We start from the raw sequence: 21,369 nt of genomic DNA on the forward strand, positions 1-21,369 counted from the left end.
AAGCCAAGGATGCGGTGAGCGGATCTACTCCCCCATCGCAATCAGGTTCGCATTGCCGCCGGCGGCTGCCGTGTTGATCGTCACCGTCTGCTCGGTGGCGAAGCGCAGAAGGTAGTGCGGGCCGCCGGCTTTCGGGCCAGTGCCCGACAGACCGTGACCGCCGAAGGGCTGCACCCCGACAACCGCGCCGATCATGTTGCGGTTCACATAGACGTTGCCCACTGACAGAGCCTGCACGACGCGTTCGACAGTGGCGTCGATGCGCGAGTGAACACCGAGCGTGAGGCCGTAGCCAGTACCTTCGATGGCTTGGATCACCTCTCCAAGACGACCCGCCTTGTAGCGCACCACATGCAGAATCGGGCCGAACACCTCCTGCGCGAGATCGTGCGGCTTGCTGAGCTCGAAGATATGCGGCGCCACATAGGTGCCGGTGGCCGGCGCTTCGCCTGCGTAATGCACCTTCGCCGAGCGCTTCATCGTCTCGATATGCGCGTCGAGCTTGTCCTTCGCCTCGCGGTCGATCACCGGCCCCACATGGGTCGAGATCTCGCGCGGATCGGCGATCCTCAGTTCCTGCGCATTGCCCGCGATCATCTCGATCATGCGGTCGGCCACATCGTCCTGGACACAGAGCAGGCGAAGCGCGGAGCAGCGCTGGCCGGCGGAGCGGAAGGCGGACATCACCACGTCGTCGGCCACTTGCTCAGGAAGAGCGGTGGCGTCGACGATCATGGCGTTGATGCCACCGGTCTCTGCGATCAGCGGCACGATGGCGGCATCCTTGTTCGCGAGCGCGCGGTTGATGATACGGGCCACTTCCGTCGAGCCGGTGAAGACCACGCCCGCGACGTCCTTGTGCTCGACGAGACGCGCGCCGACGCGTCCGTCGCCCGGCACGAGATGGAGTGCCGTCTTCGGCACACCGGCTTCATGCAGGATGCGCACGGCAAAATCGGCGATCAGCGGCGTCTGCTCGGCGGGCTTGGCGACAACGGCGTTGCCCGCCATCAGCGCGGCGCTGACCTGGCCGAGAAAGATCGCGAGCGGGAAGTTCCAGGGCGAGATCGCAACGAACACGCCGCGGCCGCGCAGACGCAGCACGTTGCTCTCGCCCGTCGGTCCCGGCATGGCCTCACCCGCACCGAAGAGAGTACGACCCTGGACGGCGTAGTAGCGCAGGAAATCGACCGCCTCGCGCACCTCGGAGAGTGCGTCGTCGAGGGTCTTTCCAGCTTCGACCTGCAAAAGGTGAAGCAGCGCGCCGCGCCGCTCTTCCAGGAGATCGGCTGCGCGCTGCAGAGCCCTAGCGCGGGTCTTTGCATCCTCTCGGCTCCATTTTGCGAAGCCGGCCTGCGCCGCAATCATCGTGCGGTCGGCCACATCGGGAGAGGCTTCCGTCACATGACCCACGACGATGCTGCCGTCGATGGGACTGACGAGCGGGCGGGAGGTGCCGGAGGCCGCCTTGCCATCGATCAGCGGCTCCGCCTTGAAGCTCTGCTGCCCACCCTTCTTGATCTCCGCCAACAGCGCATCGAGCGAGGCCTGATGGCCGAACTCCACGCCCTTCGAATTGGCGCGCTCCGGGCCGTAGAGGTCACGCGGCAGCGGCAGCTTGGAATGACGCGCCCGGTCGGCGGATACGATGATGTCGGCTGGACGCTTCAACAGCGACTGGATTGGAACGTCGGTGTCGGCCGCGACTGACACGAAGGAGGAATTGGCGCCGTTTTCCAGCAGGCGTCGCACGAGATAGGCCAGGAGATCGCGATGACCGCCCACCGGCGCATAGGCGCGGCAGGCGAGGCCCGGGTTATCCTCCAGGAGCCGCGCATAAAGCGCCTCGCCCATGCCGTGCAGGCGCTGGAACTCGTAGCCCTCCGTTCCGCCGGCGCGCTCGATGATGGACGCGACGGTGAGCGCATTGTGCGTGGCGAATTGCGGGTAGATGCGCGGGCGTAAGGACAGCATCTTCTCGGCGCAGGCCATGTAATGCAGGTCCGTCATCGCCTTGCGGGTGAAGACCGGGTAATCGTCGAGCCCGCGCTCCTGGGCGCGCTTCACCTCCGTGTCCCAGTAGGCGCCCTTCACCAGGCGCACCATGAGCTGGCGGTCATAGCGCTCGGCCATGGCGGCGATCGCATCGATCACCGAACCGGCACGCTTCTGGTAAGCCTGGATGGCGAGCCCGAAGCCCTTCCAGTCGGCGAGCGACGGATCGGCGAGCACGGCCTCGATCACCTCGAGCGAGAGTTCGAGCCGGTCTGCTTCTTCCGCGTCGATGGTGAAGTTGAGATCGTAGGACTTCGCCTTTTGCGCCAGCTCGATCGTGAGCGGCACCAGCTCGCGCATGACCCGCTCGCGGCTCGTGGCCTCATAGCGCGGATGGAGAGCCGAGAGCTTCACTGAGATGCCGGGACGATTCGGCAGCGGCTCGTTGCCGGCGGAACGGCCGATGGCATCGATGGCGGAGGCATAAGATTCGAAATAGCGGCGGGCGTCCTCGGCGGTGCGGGCGCCTTCTCCCAACATGTCGAAGGAATAGCGGTAGACGCGGCCTTTCGATGAGCCGGCGCGCTTGAGCGCCTCCTCGATGGTCTGGCCGAGCACGAAATGGTTGCCCATCACCCGCATGGCCTGACGGGTGGCGGTGCGCACGGCGGGCAGGCCGAGGCGCTTGGTGAGCTGGCCCAGGATGCTTTCCGGCGTCTCGCCGGGCTGGATGATACGGGCCGTGATGCCGAGCGCCCAGGCCGAGGCCGAGACCAGGAAGGCATCGGACTTCGCCTCGTGACCGGCGAAATCGGCCTGACCCAGCTTGTCCTCGATCAGCCGGTCGGCGGTGGCAGCGTCGGGCACCCGCAGCAGGGCCTCGGCGAGCACCATGAGCGCGAGGCCCTCTTTGGTGGAGAGCGCATATTCCCGCAGCATCTCCTCGACGCCGCCGAGGCCGCCGCCCTTGGCGCGGATCGCCTCGATCAGGCGGGTGGCCTGCTCGTCGACGCGTTTCTCCCGCTCAGGCGAGAGCCGCGCGCCGGCAAGGAGCCGAGCCGCAAGGGCCTTGTCGTCTTCGGCATAGGGCGGGTTGAAGGGCAGGGCGGTGCTGGCAGCAGAGCTCATCGGAAAATCCTCTGGATGTTTCCGGAAATATATGAGGCCGGCGGGCGTGTTTCGATGGCAAAATCGGCGATGCTGCCTTAGAAACGGCGGATAAAGTGTCAAAGGGCCGTGATAATGACGGATTTGGACCGGATCGATCGCAAGATTCTCAAGGCTCTCCAGGCCGATGGCCGCATCGCCACGGTCGAGCTTGCAGAAAAGGTAGGATTGTCGCCGACCTCCACCGGTGAGCGCGTCAAGCGCCTGCAGCGGGAGGGGGTGATTGCCGGCTACGGCGCGAGGCTCGATCCGCACCGGCTCGGGCTTGGGCTTCTGGTCTTCGTGGAGGTCTCCCTCGACAAGACGACGGCGGACGTCTTCGAGAAATTTGCCGCTGCCGTAAAGCGCGCTCCGGAGGTTCTCGAATGCCACATGGTGGCGGGCGGGTTCGATTATCTGGTCAAGACCCGCGTGGCCGACATGGCCGCCTATCGGCATTTTCTTGGGGAGATTCTTCTCGCGCTTCCGGGCGTGAAGGAAACGCGCACCTATGCGGTGATGGAAGAAGTGAAGAGCGACGGCATGCTGCCGGTGTGACTGCCGCATGACGTCATGGCCGGGCTTGTCCCGGCCATCTCGATAAGAGGGGCGCGGCACCTTTCCAAACGAGATCACCGGCACAAGGCCGGTGATGACGTATGAGGTGATTTAACCGGTAACGGTCTCTTCCTCGTTCTTCGTCTTCCAGAGCGAGTAGACGACACCGCCTGCGATCAGGGCGAGAGTCACCCCGAGCGAGATGGTGGGATCGAGCTTGCCCACGAGCTGGTTCCAGAAGATCTTGCCGCCGATGAAGACGAGCACCAGAGCCAGGGCGTATTTCAGGTAATGGAACCGATGCACCATGGCGGCCAGCGCGAAGTAGAGCGCCCGCAGGCCCAGGATCGCCATGATGTTGGCGGTGTAGACCACGAAGGTGTCCGTGGTGATGGCGAAGATCGCCGGCACCGAATCCACCGCGAAGATCAGGTCCGCGACATTGATCACCACAAGGGCCAGGAAGAGCGGCGTCGCCCAGGTGACGATCCTGCCCGTTTTCGGATCGGGCTCCCGCACGAAGAAGTGCTGATCGTGCAGGCGGTTCGTGACCCGCATGTGGTTGCGCAGGAAGCGGACGAGCGGGTTCTTCTCGATGTCGGGATCGCTCTCGGGTACGACCAGCATCTTGATGCCCGTCGCGATGAGGAAGGCGCCGAAGACATAGAGCATCCACGCGTATTCCTGTACCAGCGCAGCGCCCAATGCGATCATGATGCCGCGCAGAACGATGACGCCGATGATACCCCACACGAGGGCGCGGTACTGGTATTTCCGGGGGATCGCGAAGTAGCTGAAGATCAGCGAGATCACGAAGACATTGTCGATCGACAGGGACTTCTCGATGAAGAAGCCTGTGAAATACGAGATGCCCGCGTGCGTGCCGTCTTCGGTCACCAGCAGGCCGGTCTCGAAGGACCACCAGATATAGGCACCGAAGGCGGCTGCGATGCCGATGTAGAAAGCAGATAGAAGGAGACTCTCCTTCACGCCGAGTTCTTTGTCCTTTCTGTTCAGGACACCGAGATCGAAAGCGAGGAGAAAAACGACAAGGCTCAGGAAAGCCGTCCACATCCAGACGGGCTTACCCAGCCATTCCATGAGCAGGAATTCTGGCATAACCGGACCTTTGATTGCTTCTGTTCAAGCATCGGCTCCGACATCACAGTCGCATGCTGCATCCTGCCAGAGGGGCCCGGGCGCCGATGGGTCCAACTTGGGAAGCTCTCTTGTACCCGTCAAGGGTCCGGAACTTAAGAATTTCTGCTCAATTTTACGTCATGTGCCGGTTCTGGAGGCGGGGTTGCCCGGGCAAGAGACTTGACCCGGAGAGCCGATCTGATTGCATGGTCAAGAACAGGACAGATGGTGAAAAAGAGCGCCACGAGGCCACAGACCATAAAAACAGAGGTGACGGTGATGTTTGCGGATCGTTCGACGAAGGCGAAGTGGGTCAAGGGGATGCTGGCCGGAGCGGCCGTGCTTCTCGGGTCCGCTGCGGCTCAGGCTCAAACACCCGTGCGGTTCTCCCTGGACTGGCGCTGGGAAGGCCCGGCGGCCCCCTTCGCCGTTGCCATCGACAAGGGCTACTTCAAGGCAGAGGGATTGGACGTCACGATCGATCCGGCCGCAGGCTCCCGCGAGCCGATTTCCCGCGTCGCCTCGGGCACCTATGACGTGGGCTTCGGCGACGTGAACTCCCTCGTGCGCTTCCGTGACGAGAATCCCGGTACCGACATCAAGGCCGTGATGGTCATCTATGACCGTCCGCCCTTCGCCATCATTGGGCGCAAGAGCCGCGGCATCACCAAGGAGGTGTCGAGTCTCCAGGGCAGGAAGTTCGGCGCTCCGGCTGCCGACGGCGCCTATGCGCAATGGCCGATCTTCAAGGCCGTCAACAAGATCGACGATTCCACCATGAAGTTCGAGAATGTGGGCTTCCCCGTCCGCGAGCCCATGCTGGCTCAGGGAGAAGTCGATGCAGTGTTCGGCTTCTCCATGTCTTCCTACATCAACCTGAAGTCCCGCGGCGTGCCAGCGGACGATATCGTCGTGATGCTCATGAGCGATTACGGCGTCGATCTCTATGGCAACACCATCATCGTCTCGCAGAAGTTCGCCCAGGAGAAGCCGGAGGCCGTGAAGGGGCTTCTGCGCGCCATCATGAAGGGCGTGCAGGATACGGTGAAGGATCCGTCGAGCGCAGTGGATTCGGTGATCAAGCGCAACGACGTCGCCAAGAAGGACGTGGAACTCGAGCGCCTCAAGATGGTGCTGGAGCAGAACATGATCACCTCGTGGGTGAAGGAGAACGGTTTTGGCGGCATCGACAAGGTTCGCTTCGCCAAAGCCCTCGACCAGATCGGCCTCACCTTCACCTACAAGACAAAGCCGGAGGTAGACGCCGTGTTCACGGAGCAGTTCCTCCCCGCCGCCGACCAGCGCAAGGTGAACTGAACGTTCGAGCCCGGCTGTGACAGCAGCCGGGCTTTTCTTTTGACCCGACGGCATTGTTTCATGAAACCCTTTGTCGACATTCACGACGTCACCCATGTCTATGCGCGGGCCGAGGATGGCTTGCCTGCCGTCAGAAACCTGAACCTCAAGGTGAGCGAGGGCGAGTTCGCTGCCATCGTCGGCCCCTCGGGCTGCGGCAAATCCACTTTGATGAAGCTTGCCACCGGTTTGCAGTTTCCCCGCGAAGGCACGGTGATCGTCGACGGCAAGCAGGTGGGCGCGCCGGTCAAGCTCGCCGGCATGGCCTTCCAGAACCCAACCATGCTCCCCTGGCGCACGACACTCGACAACATCCTCCTGCCGCTCGAAATCGTGGAGCCGCACCGCTCACGCCTGCGTCGTCACAAGGCGGAATATGTGGTCAAGGCCGAGAGCCTGCTGGAGCAGGTCGGCCTGAAGGGGCAGGGGCACAAATTTCCCTGGCAACTCTCGGGCGGCATGCAGCAACGCGCCTCGCTCTGCCGTGCATTGATCCATGAGCCGAAACTCCTGATGCTCGACGAGCCCTTCGGCGCGCTCGACAGCTTCACCCGCGAGGAGTTGTGGTGCGTGATGCGCGATCTGCATGCGGCGCAGAAGGTCACGATCATTCTGGTCACCCACGATCTGCGCGAGGCCGCGTTCCTGTCGGATCGAATCTTCTGCATGAGCGCGCGTCCGGGCCGCATCGTTGCCGAGCGGGAGGTCGAATTCCCGCGGCCGCGCGATCTCGAGATCACCTACACGCCGGAATTCTCCGCTCTCGTCCACGAATTGCGCGGTCACATCGCGCAGGCGCGCCAAGCGGCATGAGAAACCCATGAAAACCAAGAACCAGCTCGCTCTTGCTCCATGGGTCTTCACCATCGGCTTTTTCGTCCTGTGGGAAATCCTCTGTCATGTTCTGAGGATCTCGAGCTTCATCCTGCCGGCGCCTTCCACAATCCTGTTCGCCGTGTGGGAATACCGGACTCAGCTTGCCTACCACGCCATGCACACCCTCTGGATGACGCTGGCCGGCTTCGGTCTCGCGGTCGGGTTCGGGCTGCTGCTCGGGATGCTGCTCGGTTCCTCGCGGCTCATCAATGCCGGCACCTATCCGCTGCTCGTGGGTTTCAACTCGATCCCGAAAGTGGCCGTGGTTCCGATTCTCGTGTTCTGGTTCGGCGTCGGCTGGGTGCCGCCGGTGATGACGGCCTTCCTGATCTCGTTCTTCCCCATCGTGGTGAACGTCGCCACCGGCATCTCCACGGTCGAGCCGGAAATGGAGGACGTGCTGCGGGCGCTCGGCGCCTCGAAGCGCGACATCGTGTTCAAGGTCGGTGTGCCGCGCGCGATGCCGTATTTCTTTGGTTCCCTGAAGGTGGCGATCACGCTGGCTTATGTGGGTTCCGTGATCGGCGAACAGAATGCGTCCAACGTAGGCATCGGCAACCTGCTCACCCGCGCCTCCGCGGCCTTCGAAGTGCCTCTTGTCTGGGCGGCTCTCCTGGTGCTCGCGGTGCTCGGCGTCATCATGTACGCGATCACGGCCTATGTGGAGCGCTCCATGACCGGCTGGGCGCAGCGCTCGCAGATGGCGGCTTAACGCCTCAACGACAGCGGATTGTCGGAGAGCGCCGCCGCGTCGGGCTGATCGACGGCGGGGCGTCCGAGGAAGGCGTTCCAGAGCTTTTCCACTGTCTCGCGTTCGAGATCATCGACGATGAACACGATGCGGCTGCGGCGATCCTCGCTCGGCCAGCGCGGCAGCACTGCGGGAACGTGGATCACATGCTGCACGCCGTGGATCACGACCGGATGCTCTGGGTCTTCGGCCAGAGCCACGAGTCCTTTCACGCGCAAAAGTTTCGCTCCTTGAGACGAGCGCAGAAGGTCGAGGAACATGTCGAGTGTTCCCTGGCGGATCGGCTCGTCGCTGGTGAGACAGAAGGCACGGATCTTCTCGTCGTGCCGGTTCACATCGTGATGATGGTGATGATGGTGCCCATGCTGATGAGCATGGCTCTCGCGCTCCGCCTCCTCGACAGCCTCCGTTTTCAGCCATGCGGCGACGTCGGCGATCTTGCCGTCGAGACCGAAGAGACCGCCCGAGATGACCGCCTCGGCCGGTGCATCCGTCTCCAGAAGAGCCGCGCCGGGATTGAGCTGGTGCAATCGCTCGCGCAGCAGGGTGAGGCTGTCCCGATCCTGAACGAGATCGGTTTTGGTGATGACGATCCGCTCGGCCACGGCCGCCTGCTTCACGGCTTCACGATGCGCATCCAGGGTGGCCGTGCCATTCACCGCATCGACCACCGTCACCACGCCTTCGACCGCGTAACGCATCGACAGATAGGGATGGTAGAGTACGGCGTGGAGGATCGGTGCCGGATCGGCGAGGCCCGTGGTCTCGATGATCACGCGCTTGAACGGCAGGATGCGGTCGTTATCGCGCTTGCGCAGCAAATCCTCGAGCGTCGCGATGAGGTCTCCGCGCACGGTGCAGCAGAGACAGCCGGCGGAGAGCAGCACCATGCCCTCGTCGATGGTCTCCACCAGCAGGTGATCGAGGCCGATCTCGCCGAACTCGTTCATGATGACCACTGTGTCCTGCAGCGCGGGATCCTTCAGGAGCCGGTTGAGCAGGGTGGTTTTGCCCGACCCCAGGAATCCGGTGAGGATGGTGAGCGGGATCGGGGCAGGGGGAGTCATGGTTGTCATCGGGTCAATCCGCAATCGGCACTAGGGGCGCATCCTTCAGGCGGCGCTGTTCCAACAGAACGTTGGCAACGATAGCCGCCAGCACAAGAGCCCCGCCCGCGATTTGCAGTGGGACGAGCGTTTCGTTCAGGATGACGGCCGATGCAACGGCAGCCACCACGGGCTCTGTGCAGTAGATGATACCGGCCGCAACCGCCGTGATGCGTCCGAGCGCCAGGAGCTGCAGCACGAAACCGAATACGTAGCCGCCGATCGTCATGGCGACCGCGAAGGGCGCGATGGCGAGCGCGGAGGGTGGTGCGAGCTGGCCCGCGGCCAGGCTGATGAGCGTGGCGGTCGGCAGCACGATCAGGTGGATCCAGAAGGTCTTGGCCATGACGCCGGTCTTGCGGCACCGCGCGGCAGCAAAGAACTGGATCGCGGTGGCGATGCTCGCGCCGAAGGCGAGGGCCAGGCCACGCCAGTCGAGATCGCCGAAAGCCGGTCCGACGACGAGGGCAACGCCGAGTGTTGCCGTTGCCACCACACCAAGCAGAGCTGGCGTGAGTCTCGTTCCCTCCACGAAGGGGCTCGCGAGCACGATGAGACTAGGAAAGGTGTAGAACACCACCGCCGCCACCGTGACCGGGATGAAGGCGACCGACGAGAGATAACAGATGCCCACGAAGGCGGTGGAGACCCCGAGGAGAAGCAGCGTGCCCCGCTCCACCCGGGCCGCCCTCAGGGAAGTTCTCGTGACAGCGGCGACGATGCCGACCAGCACCAGCATCAAGAAGACACGATAGACCACGATGGCCGAGCCATTGGCTCCCGCAAAGGAAGCCATGCGGGCATAGACGATATTGAAACCGTAGAGGCTGGCTGAGACGAGGGCGAAGAGCAGTCCGTCGACGGGGGAGGAGGTGCGATTCATTGCAAGGTTCGGCTATGAGGCGGAACCGTTCGCCCGAAAGGGGCGGGAATGCAAGGCCCAAAGCAAAACGCCCGGTCGGTGGCCGGGCGTTTCAGAGAAGCAGATATCTGTCGGGTCAGTTCGCGACGAATTTCGGCTTTGCCGTGGCGTCGGCCTTTTGCGGGGCCTTGGCCTTGGTATCCGTCGAGGGCTTCGACTTTGCGGCAGGTTTGGCGCTGCCGGTCACCGGTTTGACGGCGACGCTGGCGCGTGACTGCTCCTTGCCCTTGGCGGTGGCCTTCCCGGGCTCCTTCGCGTCAGCCTTCTTGTCGTCCGATGCCTTGGCATCGGCCTGTTTGGCCTGCGTCTTCTTGGAAGCGGTGGCCTTCTTGGTCTTTGCCTTGCGAGCCTGCTCGGCGGCCTCTTCCGCTGCCGCTTGGGCGGCCAGTTCGGCCTCGGAGGGAGGATTCAGGCCGATCCAGACGCGCTCAGGCTGAACCGTGGCACGGGGGCCGAGCACGGTGCGCACCGGCTTCTCAGAGGAATCCCCGGCAAAGGCCATGACCTCGGAGGAGAACAGGTTCGGGATGTTGCTGTCGGTCTCGGCGACGGCCGGAGTATCCTCTTCCTGCGGCATCGGTCCGCGCCGGTCGCAGATGACGGGGCGCATGTCGGGCGGCGTGGTATTGGCCGAGGCGGGCAAAGCAGCAAGCTCGGGATTGGTGAAGTTCACCTTGCTGCTGAAGCCGCGATCGAACAACTCGGCCGCCTTGATCGTGCGCTCGTTGGCGGAGGGAGCGCCGAGCACGACGGTGATGAGATGGCGGCCATTGCGGGTCGCGCTCGCCACCACGTTGAATCCGGCCGAGCAGATGAAGCCGGTCTTCATGCCGTCGGCACCGGGATAGCGGCCGATCAGCCCGTTGGTGTTGCGCATGATGCGCCGACCGAACTGGACTGCGCCGATATCGAACAGGTCTGCGTGAGCGGGAAACTCGCGCAGCAGCGCGCGGGCGAGCACGGCCATGTCGCGGGCCGAGGTCTGGTTGCGCTCGTCGGGCAGGCCGTGCGGATTGACGAAGTGGCTGCTGACCATGCCGAGGCGCTGGGCATGCTCGTTCATCAGTTCCGAGAAGCCGTCGATCGAGCCGCCGATGTTTTCGGCAATGGTTGCAGCGACATCGTTCGCTGACTTGACCATCATGATCTTCAGGGCGTTGTCGAGACGGATCTCCGTGCCGGGCTTGAAGCCCATCTTGGAGGGAGGCAGGGCGGCCGCGCTATCGGAGACGGTCAGGAGCGTTTCCATGCTCAACTGGCCGGAGCGGACCTTGTCGAGGGCCACATAGGCCGTCATCAGCTTGGTAATCGAGGCGGGAAACCAGGGGTCAGTCGCGCGCTCCGCGTGCAGGACGCGGCCGGACTCCACTTCAACCACAAGAGCGGGGCCGCCGGCGGCCAGAGCCGAACCGCTCATCAGAGCAGTCAAAGCAAAGGCTGTCACGCGGAGGGCTCGGCTAACGTTCATGCGGAACGACTCCTTGGCTTCGTTCAACGATAGGAGAGGATCGATCGGGCCCCGCCTGTCAGCTGGGCTATTTTTAGTGCCAAACCTTGGCCTTGGCTAGGTTTTGGCGGCTTATTGCTTGTTTGTATCACCGTTCTTAACGAAATCCGTGGCAAGAGAGTGGCAAGAGCAGTGCGGTTTGAAGATCGATATGAATACATCCCTTCTCTGGATTCCGGTGACGCTGGCTGCAGCCGCTGCGCAGACCGGCCGCAATGCCACCCAGCGCCGCCTGACCGAAACCATTGGAACCGTGGGAGCGACCCAGGTCCGCTTCCTCTACGGATTTCCCTTCGCTCTTCTGGCGCTGGTCGTGATGAACCTTGTGACCGGAGAGGTTGTTCCAGGATCCAACCCGACCTTTCTGGCCTACGTCCTCACCGGCGCCGTCACCCAGATCCTTGCCACGGCCCTGATGCTCGCGGCCATGCGCGAGCGCGCCTTCTCGGTAGTGACCGCCTATACCAAGACGGAGCCGGTGCAGGTGGCTCTGTTCGGGCTGGTGCTCTTGGGGGATCACCTGACACCGACCATGGGACTGGCCATTGTCGTCGCGACGGCAGGAGTTCTGCTCATGTCCGTGAAGCCCGGCACGGGCCTCGCGTCATCGGGCCTGAAGCCTATTCTCTTCGGCCTCGCCTCGGGCGCCTTCTTCGCTCTGGCAGCCATCGGCTTTCGCGGCGCCATCCTGTCGCTCGACGGGGGATCTCCCCTGATCAGGGCTTCCACGACCCTTGTCTGGGGCCTGGGCCTGCAGACGGCGATCCTTCTGATCTGGCTTGGGCTCTTCGACCGCAAGGCGCTGATGGCGAGCTTCAAAGCATGGCGTCCCTCCCTGGGAGCGGGCTTTCTCGGGGCGCTCGCATCCCAGTTCTGGTTCATCGGCTTCGCGCTGACGACAGCGGCGAATGTCCGTACGCTGGCTCTCGTCGAGGTGCTGATGGCGCAGGCGGTCTCTCATCGCTTCCTGGCGCAGACGACAACCCGACGGGAACTGGCCGGCATGCTCCTGATCCTCGCCGGCGTCGGCTTACTGCTCCTGGCGCAACGTTAGCTTGTCGCTGCGGCAGTCACATGTTAACGAACAACGTTGCATATCCAATGAACGTGTTCGGACCCTTTTCATGACTGGTGCCGCTGCCCCTGAGACTGTTCAACCTGCCTACCGTGTTCTCCAGGTTGGGGACCCAGCTCCCTGGTTCAAGCAGAACTCAACCAGCAATCCGCAATTCAGCTTCGACACGGTGGCTGGGCGCTATGTCGTCCTGTGCTTCTACGGCATGGGTTCGGACGATGTCGGGCGTGCGACCCTGGCCTCGTTCCAGGAGACACACCGCGATCTGTTCGACGACGACAAGGTCGCGATCTTCGGCGTGAGCGTCGATCCGTCGGACGAGTCGGAGATGCGGGCGGAGCAGATCGTTCCGGGCATCCGTCATTTCTGGGATTTCGATGGCACTGTCGGTCGCCTCTATGGTGCTCTGCCGCGCAACGCACTGCCGGGCCAGTCGCAGATTCCGATCCGACGCTTCTGGATGGTACTTAACCCAACCTTGCGCGTGCGTGCCATCTTTCCCTTCGAGGCCGATGGCAGCGACCGTGAGAAGGTGATGGCCTATGTACGTGACCTGCCCCCGGTGAATCGGTTCGCCGGTTTCGAGATTCCCGCTCCCGTACTCGTGATCCCGGACGTGTTCGAGCCCGAATTCTGCCGGTACCTGATCGGTCTCTACGAGCAGCATGGCGGTGAGGAATCGGGCTTCATGCGCGAGGTCAACGGCAAGACCGTTGCCACCCATGATCCGAACCACAAGCGGCGCAAGGATTACACGATCACGGATCAAAATCTGATCCGCCAGGTGCAGCACCGCATCATCCGCCGCATCAATCCCGAGATCGAACGGGTGCACTTCTTCAAGCCCTCGCGCATGGAGCGCTACATCGTCTCCTGCTATGCGGCGGAGGACGGCGGTCATTTCCGTGCGCACCGAGACAACACGACGAGCGGCACGGCCCATCGACGCTTCGCCGTCTCGATCAATCTCAACAGCGATTTCGAAGGCGGCGAGGTCAGTTTCCCGGAATTCGGTTCGCGGAGCTACAAGGCTCCGGCCGGAGGCGCGGTGGTGTTCTCATGCCCGCTTCTTCATGCGGTGTCTCGCGTGACAGAGGGCCGCCGATTTGCCTTCCTGCCTTTCCTCTATGACGAGGAGGCCGCCAAGATCCGCGAGGCGAACAACGCCAATCTCGGCGAAGGCGTGGGCGCCTACAAGGCCTGATCTCAGTCGCTTAGCGACAGTGCAAGAGGCAGAATGGTGTCTCGCGTCAATGGGGCGAGCTGCGTTTTGACCGGCGCACGCGGATCGATCCAGATGAATTCGTCGATCTCGGCCTGACAGAAAATCTCTCCAGCAAGGCTGACCGCATAGACGACGGCCCGCACCGTCTTTCCAGGCTCGTTTGCTGCCGACGCTTCGAAAACACCGAGGTGCCTTGCGGATCCCGGAACGATGCGGCAGCCGATTTCCTCATGGAGTTCCCGTGCAAGGGCATCCAAATCGCTCTCGCCCGGCTCGCGTTTTCCGCCGGGCTGGAGGAAATGCGTCGTGCCGCGCTTGCGCACGAGCAGGACATGGCCACGCTCGTTGCGGACGAGGGCGGTGACGATCTCGATCACCGCTCGCCCGCCTTGATCCATTTGTCGACCTTCGGCGGCTCATAGGCGCGGATGGCCTTGATCAGGGCGGCAGGCTCATTCTCGACGATCAGCATCGCGCGATGGATCGGCTTCACGAAGCCGCGCTCGACCACGTCGTCCAGAAAATCCGTCAGCTTGTCGTAGAAGCCGTCGGCATTCAGAAGCGCGCAGGGTTTGCGGTGATAGCCGAGTTGCGCCCAGGTCCAGACCTCGAACAACTCCTCGAAGGTGCCCAAGCCCCCGGGCAGGGCGATGAAGCCGTCCGCGAGCTCGGCCATGAGCGCCTTGCGCTCATGCATGGAGCCTACGACCCGAAGGTCGCTCAATCCGCGATGGGCGATCTCCTTGTCGACCAGCGCCTGCGGCATGACGCCGATCACCTGGCCGCCCTTGGCGAGAACCGCATCGGCGACCGCGCCCATGAGCCCGACAGAGGCGCCGCCATAGACCAGATCGATCCCCTGGGCGGCCATGGTCTCACCGAGTGCCCGCGCAGTCTCGAGATAAACAGGATCCTGGCCGCTGCTGGAGCCGCAGAAGACACACAGGCGCATGGGATTTTCCTTCGTGATTCGTGTCACGCATCGATGAACGACAGGATGAAGCCAAGCTCAAGCCTCTCAAGCGCACCTGACATGCGATCGGCCGGCTTGCTGAAAGCCCCAAAGAGAGCCACCTTGTCTCTCAACAACACAATCCTCGAGGAGACATCCATGACTGCCTGCATCGTCGGCTGGGCCCATACTCCCTTCGGCAAGCTCGATACCGAGAGTGTCGAGAGCCTGATCGTCCGCGTCGCCAACGAGGCGCTGGAACATGCGGGCCTTGCCGTCGAGGACGTGGACGAGGTGGTGCTTGGCCATTTCAACGGCGGCTTCTCGGCCCAGGATTTCACCGCCTCCCTCGTCTTCCAGGCGAGCGACAAGTTCCGCTTCAAGCCGGCGACCCGGGTCGAGAATGCCTGCGCGACCGGATCGGCCGCCGTGCATCAGGCGATCAAGACCATTGAGGCCAAGCGCGCCAAGACGGTGCTGGTGGTCGGCGTGGAGCAGATGACGAAGACGCCGGGGCCCGAGATCGGCAACATCCTGCTCAAGGCGTCCTATCTGCCGGAGGATGGCGACACCCCGGGCGGGTTCGCGGGCGTGTTCGGCAAGATCGCCGGCACTTACTTTCAACGTTACGGCGACCAGTCCGATGCGCTTGCCCTGATCGCCGCGAAGAACCACAAGAACGGCGTCGACAATCCCTATGCGCAGATGCGCAAGGACTTAGGATTCGAGTTCTGCCGCGCCGAAAGCGAGAAGAATCCTTACGTCGCAGGACCCTTGAAGCGCACCGATTGCTCGCTCGTCTCCGATGGCGCGGCCGCTCTGGTCCTGGCCGACACCGAGACGGCGTTGCGCATGAAGCGCGCGGTCGCCTTCCGGGCCACAGCCCATGCGCAGGATTTCCTGCCCATGTCGAAGCGCGACATCATCCAGTTCGAAGGCTGCGCGGAAGCTTGGCGGCGCGCACTCTCCCAGGCCGGAATCCAGCTGACGGATCTTTCCTTCATCGAGACCCACGACTGCTTCACCATTGCCGAACTCATCGAATACGAGGCGATGGGCCTGACCCCACGCGGGCAGGGCGCGACCGCGATCAAGGAAGGCTGGACGAATCGCGACGGCAAGCTTCCGGTGAACCCCTCTGGCGGTCTCAAGGCGAAGGGCCACCCCATCGGCGCCACCGGCGTCTCTATGCATGCGCTCAGCGCGATGCAGCTCTGCGAGGAGGCCGGAGGCATCCAGGTGAAGAATCCGGTTCTCGGCGGCATCTTCAACATGGGCGGCGCGGCGGTGGCGAATTACGTGAGCGTGCTCGAGCGGATCAAGTGACAAAGCCGTACGGCTTTGTCATCCCCGGCGAGCCGCAGGCGAGGGAAGGGGATCCATAGCGCTGAGCGCATTAGTGGATTCCCTTCCCCTTCGCGTCGACCGGGAATGACACCGGAGAGGTCTATTCCCCCGGCGCCTTGGCCTGGATGGCCAGGGCGTGCAGGCCCCTGTCGAAGGCGCCTTTCAGGGTGTCGTTGACGAGGCGGTGACGCTCGACTCGGCTCTTGCCGGAGAAGGCTTCCGATACGATATAAACCTGGAAATGAGTTTCTCCGCCTTCCCGCCATCCAGCATGGCCGTGATGCTTTTCTGATTCGTCGATGACGGTCAGTTCGGTCGGCTGCAGGCTCTCCTGCAAAGTGTGTGTGATCCAGTGCTGAAGGGTCATGCTGTTTTGTAAAACCTTTTTGAACGGGTCTGCGGCGAAAAGCGTTCAGGCCTTGGCTCAAGGCCCCAAGCCACTCATAATCACTGAATCATGGATCTCAACTCGCCTCTTTTCGACCGCATCCGGATCAAGCCTTCCTGCGAGGAGCCGCAGGAGGCCAAGGGACCCGTGTGCGAGCACCCCTCCTGCAAGGCGGCGGGGGAATTTCGTGCGCCCAAGGGGCGGGACCGGGAGGGCCAGTACTGGCGTTTCTGCCTCCAGCATGTGCGCGAGTACAACGCCTCGTACAATTATTTCGCCGGCATGTCGGATTCCGCCGTCGCGGCCTTCCAGAAGGATTCCATCATCGGCCATCGCCCGACCTGGACCATGGGCATGAACGCTTCCGGCCATGGCGAGGAGCATACCGCCAAGGCCGAACCGCGGGACTGGGGCTATTTCGATCCCCTCGGGGTCCTCAAGGGCGAGGACTTCACTCAGGCTCGGACCAGCCGGGCCCGGCCCGAGCCGAAGCGTCCGCGCTATACGGGCGCGGTGCGCCGGGCGCTGGACATCCTCGGCCTCGACGAGACCGCCGACGGCCCCGCCATCAAGGCCCAGTACAAGGCCCTGGTGAAGCGGTTCCATCCCGATGCCAATGGGGGCGACCGCTCCTTCGAGGAGCGCCTGCGTGACATCATCAAGGCGCACGATGCCCTGAAAAGCGCCGGCCTGTGCTGAAACCATATCCTTTCAGGCAGGGCTGACCAGCTCATTAGGAAATTGCGCCATTCCGTCATGGGGGTTAAGAAGCCCATGACATCTTCACGACACACGAAAGAGACCGAGAGGCCCCTATGACGGCACAAACCGAGACAGCGACCCTTCTGCCCGATATGAAGGTGTCCGTGCGACAGGTCTTCGGCATCGACTCGGATCTGGAAGTTCCCGCCTTCTCGCAGGCCGAGGGGCATGTGCCCGATCTCGACCCCGATTATCTCTTCGACCGGGATACGACGCTTGCCATCCTCGCCGGCTTCGCGCGCAACCGCCGCGTCATGATCACGGGCTATCACGGCACCGGCAAGTCGACCCATATCGAGCAGGTGGCGGCTCGCCTGAATTGGCCCTGTGTGCGCGTGAATCTGGACAGCCACGTCTCCCGTATCGACCTCGTCGGCAAGGACGCCATCGTGCTGCAGGAGGGCAAGCAGGTTACCGCCTTCCAGGACGGCATCCTGCCCTGGGCGCTGCAGAACAACGTGGCCCTCGTGTTCGACGAATACGATGCCGGCCGCCCGGATGTGATGTTCGTGATCCAGCGCGTGCTGGAGCAATCGGGCAAGCTCACGCTGCTCGACCAGAAGCGCGTGATCCGGCCTCACCCGGCTTTTCGCCTCTTTGCCACCGCCAACACGGTCGGCCTCGGCGACACCTCGGGGCTCTATCACGGCACGCAGCAGATCAACCAGGGCCAGATGGACCGTTGGTCCATCGTCACGACGCTGAACTACCTGCCGCACGACAAGGAGGTGGACATCGTCCTCTCCAAGGCGAAGCACTATCAGGAGAACTCGGATGGCCGCGACATCGTCAACAAGATGGTGCGCGTGGCGGACCTGACCCGCTCGGCCTTCATGAACGGCGATCTCTCGACCGTCATGAGTCCGCGCACAGTGATTACCTGGGCCGAGAACGCCGAAATCTTCGGCGATACAGGCTTCGCCTTCCGCGTCACCTTCCTCAACAAGTGCGACGAGTTGGAACGTGCCCTCGTGGCCGAGTTCTACCAGCGCTCCTTCGGCAAGGAACTGCCGGAGAGCGCCGTGAATATGGTGCTGTCGTAAAACTAACCCTGTCATTCCGGGGCGGCGCAGCCGAGCCCGGAATCCATAACCGCTAACGCTGAAAGGCTGGAAGACGGCCTGTGTTTATGGATCCCCGCCTGCGCGGGGATGACAAAGGCGGGAATGACAGGAGAGGTGAGATGTCCATCTCGAACCGCAAGCTAGGTGAGAAGAAGGAAGCGCCGGCGGAGCCGCTGAAGCGCTCCATTGCCGGCACCATGAAGGCGATCGCCCGCAAGCCCGATCTCGAGGTCGCCTTCGCGTCCGACCGTCCGGTGCTCATGGGCCAGGACAAGGCGCGCCTGCCGGAGCCGCCCCGTCGGCTGACGTCGCAGGATGTGGCGATCCTGCGCGGCAATGCCGATGCCATGGCCTTGCGCTTGGCATGCCATGACACCGCCCTTCACCGGAAACTCGCCCCCGAGGGCCAAGCCGCCCGCGCCGTGTTCGATGCGGTCGAGCAGGCGCGCGTGGAATCCATCGGCTCGCGACGCATGGCCGGCATCTCCTCCAACATCTCGGCGATGCTGGAGGACCGCTATCATCGCGGCGGCAAGTACGAAGAGATCACGGACCGCGCCGATGCGCCGCTCGAGGATGCGCTTGCCCTCATGGTGCGCGAGCGTCTGACCGGCGCGAAGCCGCCCGCGTCGGCGGCCAAGATCGTCGATCTCTGGCGCGATTTCATCGAGAACCGCGCCGGGCGCGATCTCGATGGCCTGCTCAAGAACATCGAGAACCAGCGCAGCTTCGCCCGCTCCATCCGCGACCTGCTCTCCTCCCTCGACATGGCCGACGAGGCGGCCATGGATTCCGAGGATGAGGAGAACGAGGACGAGAACGAATCCGAGGAGCAGGAGCAGCAGGGCGAAGGCGAATCCGAGCAGGAAGCCCAGGGCGACCGGGCCGAGGTGGAAATCAGCGAGGATTCCAGCGACGAGATGGAGGACGGCGCCACGGAAGAGGCCGACGGTCCTTCCGGCGAGCTGCCCGAGGAATCTGAGGAAGCGGATTCCGAGGATGCCGGCGAATCCTGGCGTCCGCCGTCGCGTTCCAACGAGGCGCGGGGACCCGACTACAAGGCCTATACCCAGAAATTCGACGAGATCATCCACGCGGAAGACCTCTGCGATGCGGATGAGCTCACGCGGCTTCGCGCTTATCTCGACAAGCAGCTCGCCCATCTGCAGGGCGTGGTCGGCCGTCTCGCGAACCGTCTGCAGCGTCGCCTGATGGCGCAGCAGAACCGGTCCTGGGAGTTCGACCTCGAAGAGGGCACGCTCGATCCTGCGCGCCTGCCGCGCATCGTCATGGATCCTTTCCAGCCTCTCAGCTTCAAGCAGGAGCAGGACACGAATTTCCGCGACACGGTGGTGACGCTGCTCCTCGACAATTCCGGCTCCATGCGCGGGCGCCCGATCACGGTGGCGGCCACCTGCGCCGACATTCTCGCCCGGACGCTCGAGCGCTGCGGCGTGAAGGTGGAAATCCTCGGCTTCACCACCCGCGCCTGGAAGGGCGGGCAGGCGCGCGAGACATGGCTGCAGAACGGCAAGCCGGCCAATCCCGGCCGCCTGAATGACCTTCGTCACATCATCTACAAGTCGGCGGACGCGCCCTGGCGGCGTGCGCGCAAGAACTTGGGCCTGATGATGCGCGAGGGCCTGCTGAAGGAAAACATCGATGGCGAGGCGCTCGACTGGGCGCATAAGCGCCTGCTCGGGCGGCCCGAGCAGCGCCGCATCCTGATGGTGATCTCGGACGGCGCGCCAGTGGACGACTCGACGCTCTCGGTCAATCCCGGCAATTATCTCGAGCGGCATCTGCGCTTCATCATCGAGGAGATCGAGACCCGCTCTCCCGTGGAACTCATCGCCATCGGCATCGGCCACGACGTGACGCGCTACTACCGCCGCGCCGTGACCATCGTCGATGCGGAGGAGCTTGGCGGTGTCATGACCGAAAAGCTCGCGGAGCTGTTCGAGGAGAACGCAGCGCCGCCCTCCCGCGGTGTGCCCCGCCGCAGAGCCGTCGCTTGAGGCTCAGCCGGCGCAACTTTCTCATCGGCGGCGGTGCCGCTGCCGCATCCATGGCCTGTGCCGGCGTCGCCCTGGCGCAGCGCCCGCAGGCCTTCCGCGGCGCGACCTCCATCGATGTGGAGGCGCAGCCGATCAGCCGGCTCTCCACCACCGATCCTGACCGCTCGCGCTTCGGCGCCGTGATGTTCCGCTCCGGCGTGGACTTGCGGTCGCGGGTCTCGGCCTTCGGCGGCTTCTCCGGTCTGTGGCGCTCGGCCAATGGCCAGGAGATCATCGCGCTCGCCGATAACGCGCAATTGTTGAAAGCGCGGGTCGAGACATCGGACGGGCGGCTCTCGGGCCTATCGGGCCCGGTGCTGTCTCCGCTCATTCTGGCCAACGGCGTCCCCATGCGGCGCTCGCGCTATTACGACACGGAGAGCTTTGCGCTTGCAGGCAACACCGCCTTCGTCGGCGTCGAGCGAAACCATGCGGTGATCCGGTTCGAGCGCACCGGGACGGGAAGCATCATTCGCGGCGTTCCCATTCCCGTGCCGAAGGAGCTGAGGGACCTGCCGAACAACGGCGGCCTGGAAGCCCTCGGCATTGCACCCCAGCGCTCGCCCCTGAACGGAGCACTCGTCGGCATCGCGGAAGGCGGCAGCGGCTTCATCCTGACCGGCCCGCGGCAGGGTGCCTTCCAGATTGTTCTCTCGGGCGGCTTCGACGTGACCGATCTCGCCTTCCTGCCCAATGGGGAAGTTGTCATCCTGGAGCGCCGCTTTTCGCTCTTCGGCGGCTTCGGCTGCCGTCTTCGGCGGGTCGAGGCGAGCGCGATCAGGCCGGGAGCCCGCATCGACGGGGAGATCCTCTACGAGAGCGAAGCCTCGCATCAGGTCGACAATATGGAAGGCCTCGCGGTCCATCGGGAAGGCGGCGATATCGTCCTCTCCCTGATCTCCGACAACAATTTCAGCTCCCTGCAGAGAACCTTGTTGCTCGAATTCTCGCTTCCGGGCTGAGCCTGCCTCCCTGGTGGGCATTCGCCCTCTTTCTCATCATTCTTTGCCCGCCTCTATCCCTTCGTCCTGCTTGAAGCCCTATGTTTTAGGCAACTAAGCTCTCTTCATGTGGGCCCGATGCCAATCTTTGCGCCGGGTGTCCGTTTCGAGAGGCTTGAGGAGACCCGGTGGCGGCACAGG

Annotated in this window: 19 protein-coding genes; 11 read left to right on the plus strand and 8 right to left on the minus strand. The window is 63.5% G+C overall.

Annotated elements, in window-relative coordinates; genetic code table 11:
• Positions 1 to 24: 24 nt before the first annotated feature.
• Entirely contained in the window at positions 25 to 3,123 is a 3,099-nt protein-coding gene (putA, locus tag JO965_RS02145; protein WP_203442081.1) for a bifunctional proline dehydrogenase/L-glutamate gamma-semialdehyde dehydrogenase PutA, read from the minus strand.
• 114 nt (positions 3,124 to 3,237) lie between these two features.
• Between putA and JO965_RS02150 the strand changes: the two genes are divergently transcribed.
• A complete protein-coding gene (locus JO965_RS02150) occupies positions 3,238 to 3,699 on the plus strand; it encodes an Lrp/AsnC ligand binding domain-containing protein (RefSeq protein ID WP_201839525.1) in 462 nt (153 codons plus the stop codon).
• A 111-nt stretch (positions 3,700 to 3,810) separates the two neighbouring features.
• On the opposite strand, the gene JO965_RS02155 is transcribed toward JO965_RS02150, so the two are convergent.
• Positions 3,811 to 4,818, minus strand: a complete 1,008-nt coding sequence (locus JO965_RS02155; protein WP_203442082.1) for a TerC family protein — start codon at positions 4,816 to 4,818, stop codon at positions 3,811 to 3,813.
• A gap of 300 nt (positions 4,819 to 5,118) precedes the next feature.
• Here JO965_RS02155 and JO965_RS02160 point away from each other — a divergent pair, with 300 nt between their 5' ends.
• Genes JO965_RS02160 through JO965_RS02170 form a run of 3 tightly spaced genes read left to right on the plus strand, consistent with a single transcriptional unit; the run spans position 5,119 to position 7,783 of the window.
• Positions 5,119 to 6,156, plus strand: coding sequence for an ABC transporter substrate-binding protein (locus JO965_RS02160; protein WP_203442083.1), 1,038 nt, complete (start codon positions 5,119 to 5,121; stop codon positions 6,154 to 6,156).
• A 60-nt stretch (positions 6,157 to 6,216) separates the two neighbouring features.
• On the plus strand, positions 6,217 to 7,008 hold the full coding sequence (locus JO965_RS02165; protein ID WP_203442084.1) for an ABC transporter ATP-binding protein: 792 nt from the start codon (positions 6,217 to 6,219) through the stop codon (positions 7,006 to 7,008).
• A 7-nt stretch (positions 7,009 to 7,015) separates the two neighbouring features.
• Positions 7,016 to 7,783, plus strand: a complete 768-nt coding sequence (locus tag JO965_RS02170; RefSeq protein ID WP_203442085.1) for an ABC transporter permease — start codon at positions 7,016 to 7,018, stop codon at positions 7,781 to 7,783.
• Here the strand turns inward: JO965_RS02170 and JO965_RS02175 are convergent.
• From JO965_RS02175 to JO965_RS02185, 3 genes are all read right to left on the minus strand, one after another.
• Positions 7,780 to 8,898, minus strand: coding sequence for a GTP-binding protein (locus tag JO965_RS02175; protein ID WP_203442087.1), 1,119 nt, complete (start codon positions 8,896 to 8,898; stop codon positions 7,780 to 7,782). The two genes, JO965_RS02170 and JO965_RS02175, sit on opposite strands and share 4 nt — an antisense overlap.
• A gap of 4 nt (positions 8,899 to 8,902) precedes the next feature.
• Positions 8,903 to 9,811 (minus strand): DMT family transporter, encoded by a 909-nt coding sequence (locus JO965_RS02180; protein ID WP_203442088.1) that lies wholly within the window; start codon positions 9,809 to 9,811, stop codon positions 8,903 to 8,905.
• A gap of 115 nt (positions 9,812 to 9,926) precedes the next feature.
• Positions 9,927 to 11,318 carry a D-alanyl-D-alanine carboxypeptidase family protein gene (locus JO965_RS02185; RefSeq protein WP_203442089.1) on the minus strand — a complete coding sequence of 464 codons (1,392 nt, stop codon included), beginning with the start codon at positions 11,316 to 11,318 and terminating at the stop codon, positions 9,927 to 9,929.
• Between the two features lie 190 nt (positions 11,319 to 11,508).
• On the opposite strand from JO965_RS02185, the gene JO965_RS02190 reads away from it, so the two are divergent.
• Together JO965_RS02190 and JO965_RS02195 are read left to right on the plus strand one after the other, a co-directional pair.
• The gene (locus JO965_RS02190; protein ID WP_203442090.1) at positions 11,509 to 12,411 is read left to right on the plus strand and encodes an EamA family transporter; all 903 of its coding nucleotides are present in this window, start codon (positions 11,509 to 11,511) and stop codon (positions 12,409 to 12,411) included.
• A 70-nt stretch (positions 12,412 to 12,481) separates the two neighbouring features.
• Positions 12,482 to 13,636 (plus strand): redoxin domain-containing protein, encoded by a 1,155-nt coding sequence (locus JO965_RS02195; protein ID WP_203442091.1) that lies wholly within the window; start codon positions 12,482 to 12,484, stop codon positions 13,634 to 13,636.
• Positions 13,637 to 13,638: 2 nt separating this feature from the next.
• On the opposite strand, the gene JO965_RS02200 is transcribed toward JO965_RS02195, so the two are convergent.
• Both JO965_RS02200 and JO965_RS02205 read right to left on the minus strand, forming a co-directional pair.
• Positions 13,639 to 14,034 (minus strand): NUDIX domain-containing protein, encoded by a 396-nt coding sequence (locus JO965_RS02200; RefSeq protein ID WP_246776715.1) that lies wholly within the window; start codon positions 14,032 to 14,034, stop codon positions 13,639 to 13,641.
• Entirely contained in the window at positions 14,031 to 14,609 is a 579-nt protein-coding gene (locus JO965_RS02205) for a TIGR00730 family Rossman fold protein (protein WP_203442093.1), read from the minus strand. Before JO965_RS02205 ends, JO965_RS02200 begins: the two co-directional genes overlap by 4 nt.
• Before the next feature lie 159 nt (positions 14,610 to 14,768).
• Between JO965_RS02205 and JO965_RS02210 the strand changes: the two genes are divergently transcribed.
• Positions 14,769 to 15,935, plus strand: a complete 1,167-nt coding sequence (locus tag JO965_RS02210) for an acetyl-CoA acetyltransferase (protein ID WP_203442094.1) — start codon at positions 14,769 to 14,771, stop codon at positions 15,933 to 15,935.
• A 121-nt stretch (positions 15,936 to 16,056) separates the two neighbouring features.
• On the opposite strand, the gene JO965_RS02215 is transcribed toward JO965_RS02210, so the two are convergent.
• Positions 16,057 to 16,323 (minus strand): BolA family transcriptional regulator, encoded by a 267-nt coding sequence (locus tag JO965_RS02215; RefSeq protein WP_203442096.1) that lies wholly within the window; start codon positions 16,321 to 16,323, stop codon positions 16,057 to 16,059.
• A gap of 90 nt (positions 16,324 to 16,413) precedes the next feature.
• Between JO965_RS02215 and JO965_RS02220 the strand changes: the two genes are divergently transcribed.
• The 4 genes from JO965_RS02220 to JO965_RS02235 all read left to right on the plus strand — a co-directional run bounded on the left by JO965_RS02220 (position 16,414) and on the right by JO965_RS02235 (position 21,189).
• Positions 16,414 to 17,043, plus strand: coding sequence for a J domain-containing protein (locus JO965_RS02220; RefSeq protein ID WP_203442097.1), 630 nt, complete (start codon positions 16,414 to 16,416; stop codon positions 17,041 to 17,043).
• Positions 17,044 to 17,159: 116 nt separating this feature from the next.
• Positions 17,160 to 18,149 carry a cobaltochelatase subunit CobS gene (gene cobS / locus JO965_RS02225; RefSeq protein WP_203442100.1) on the plus strand — a complete coding sequence of 330 codons (990 nt, stop codon included), beginning with the start codon at positions 17,160 to 17,162 and terminating at the stop codon, positions 18,147 to 18,149.
• A gap of 140 nt (positions 18,150 to 18,289) precedes the next feature.
• Positions 18,290 to 20,188, plus strand: a complete 1,899-nt coding sequence (gene cobT / locus JO965_RS02230) for a cobaltochelatase subunit CobT (RefSeq protein WP_203442101.1) — start codon at positions 18,290 to 18,292, stop codon at positions 20,186 to 20,188.
• Positions 20,185 to 21,189 carry an esterase-like activity of phytase family protein gene (locus tag JO965_RS02235; RefSeq protein WP_203442102.1) on the plus strand — a complete coding sequence of 335 codons (1,005 nt, stop codon included), beginning with the start codon at positions 20,185 to 20,187 and terminating at the stop codon, positions 21,187 to 21,189. The genes cobT and JO965_RS02235 overlap by 4 nt, the downstream gene beginning before the upstream one ends.
• The last annotated feature ends 180 nt before the right edge of the window (positions 21,190 to 21,369 follow it).

The organism is Microvirga sp. VF16, from assembly GCF_016864375.1.
Lineage (GTDB): Bacteria > Pseudomonadota > Alphaproteobacteria > Rhizobiales > Beijerinckiaceae > Microvirga.

Excerpts from the sequence above, each read along its gene's own strand:
- JO965_RS02205 (WP_203442093.1), bottom strand. The coding sequence starts at position 14,609 with ATGCGCCTGTGTGTCTTCTGCGGCTCCAGCAGCGGCCAGGATCCTGTT.
- JO965_RS02215 (WP_203442096.1), bottom strand. The coding sequence starts at position 16,323 with ATGACCCTTCAGCACTGGATCACACACACTTTGCAGGAGAGCCTGCAG.
- JO965_RS02180 (WP_203442088.1), bottom strand. The coding sequence starts at position 9,811 with ATGAATCGCACCTCCTCCCCCGTCGACGGACTGCTCTTCGCCCTCGTC.
- JO965_RS02165 (WP_203442084.1), top strand. The coding sequence starts at position 6,217 with ATGAAACCCTTTGTCGACATTCACGACGTCACCCATGTCTATGCGCGG.
- JO965_RS02150 (WP_201839525.1), top strand. The coding sequence starts at position 3,238 with ATGACGGATTTGGACCGGATCGATCGCAAGATTCTCAAGGCTCTCCAG.
- cobS (WP_203442100.1), top strand. The coding sequence starts at position 17,160 with ATGACGGCACAAACCGAGACAGCGACCCTTCTGCCCGATATGAAGGTG.
- putA (WP_203442081.1), bottom strand. The coding sequence starts at position 3,123 with ATGAGCTCTGCTGCCAGCACCGCCCTGCCCTTCAACCCGCCCTATGCC.
- JO965_RS02155 (WP_203442082.1), bottom strand. The coding sequence starts at position 4,818 with ATGCCAGAATTCCTGCTCATGGAATGGCTGGGTAAGCCCGTCTGGATG.
- JO965_RS02160 (WP_203442083.1), top strand. The coding sequence starts at position 5,119 with ATGTTTGCGGATCGTTCGACGAAGGCGAAGTGGGTCAAGGGGATGCTG.
- JO965_RS02175 (WP_203442087.1), bottom strand. The coding sequence starts at position 8,898 with ATGACAACCATGACTCCCCCTGCCCCGATCCCGCTCACCATCCTCACC.
- JO965_RS02220 (WP_203442097.1), top strand. The coding sequence starts at position 16,414 with ATGGATCTCAACTCGCCTCTTTTCGACCGCATCCGGATCAAGCCTTCC.
- JO965_RS02170 (WP_203442085.1), top strand. The coding sequence starts at position 7,016 with ATGAAAACCAAGAACCAGCTCGCTCTTGCTCCATGGGTCTTCACCATC.
- cobT (WP_203442101.1), top strand. The coding sequence starts at position 18,290 with ATGTCCATCTCGAACCGCAAGCTAGGTGAGAAGAAGGAAGCGCCGGCG.
- JO965_RS02190 (WP_203442090.1), top strand. The coding sequence starts at position 11,509 with ATGAATACATCCCTTCTCTGGATTCCGGTGACGCTGGCTGCAGCCGCT.
- JO965_RS02195 (WP_203442091.1), top strand. The coding sequence starts at position 12,482 with ATGACTGGTGCCGCTGCCCCTGAGACTGTTCAACCTGCCTACCGTGTT.
- JO965_RS02185 (WP_203442089.1), bottom strand. The coding sequence starts at position 11,318 with ATGAACGTTAGCCGAGCCCTCCGCGTGACAGCCTTTGCTTTGACTGCT.
- JO965_RS02210 (WP_203442094.1), top strand. The coding sequence starts at position 14,769 with ATGACTGCCTGCATCGTCGGCTGGGCCCATACTCCCTTCGGCAAGCTC.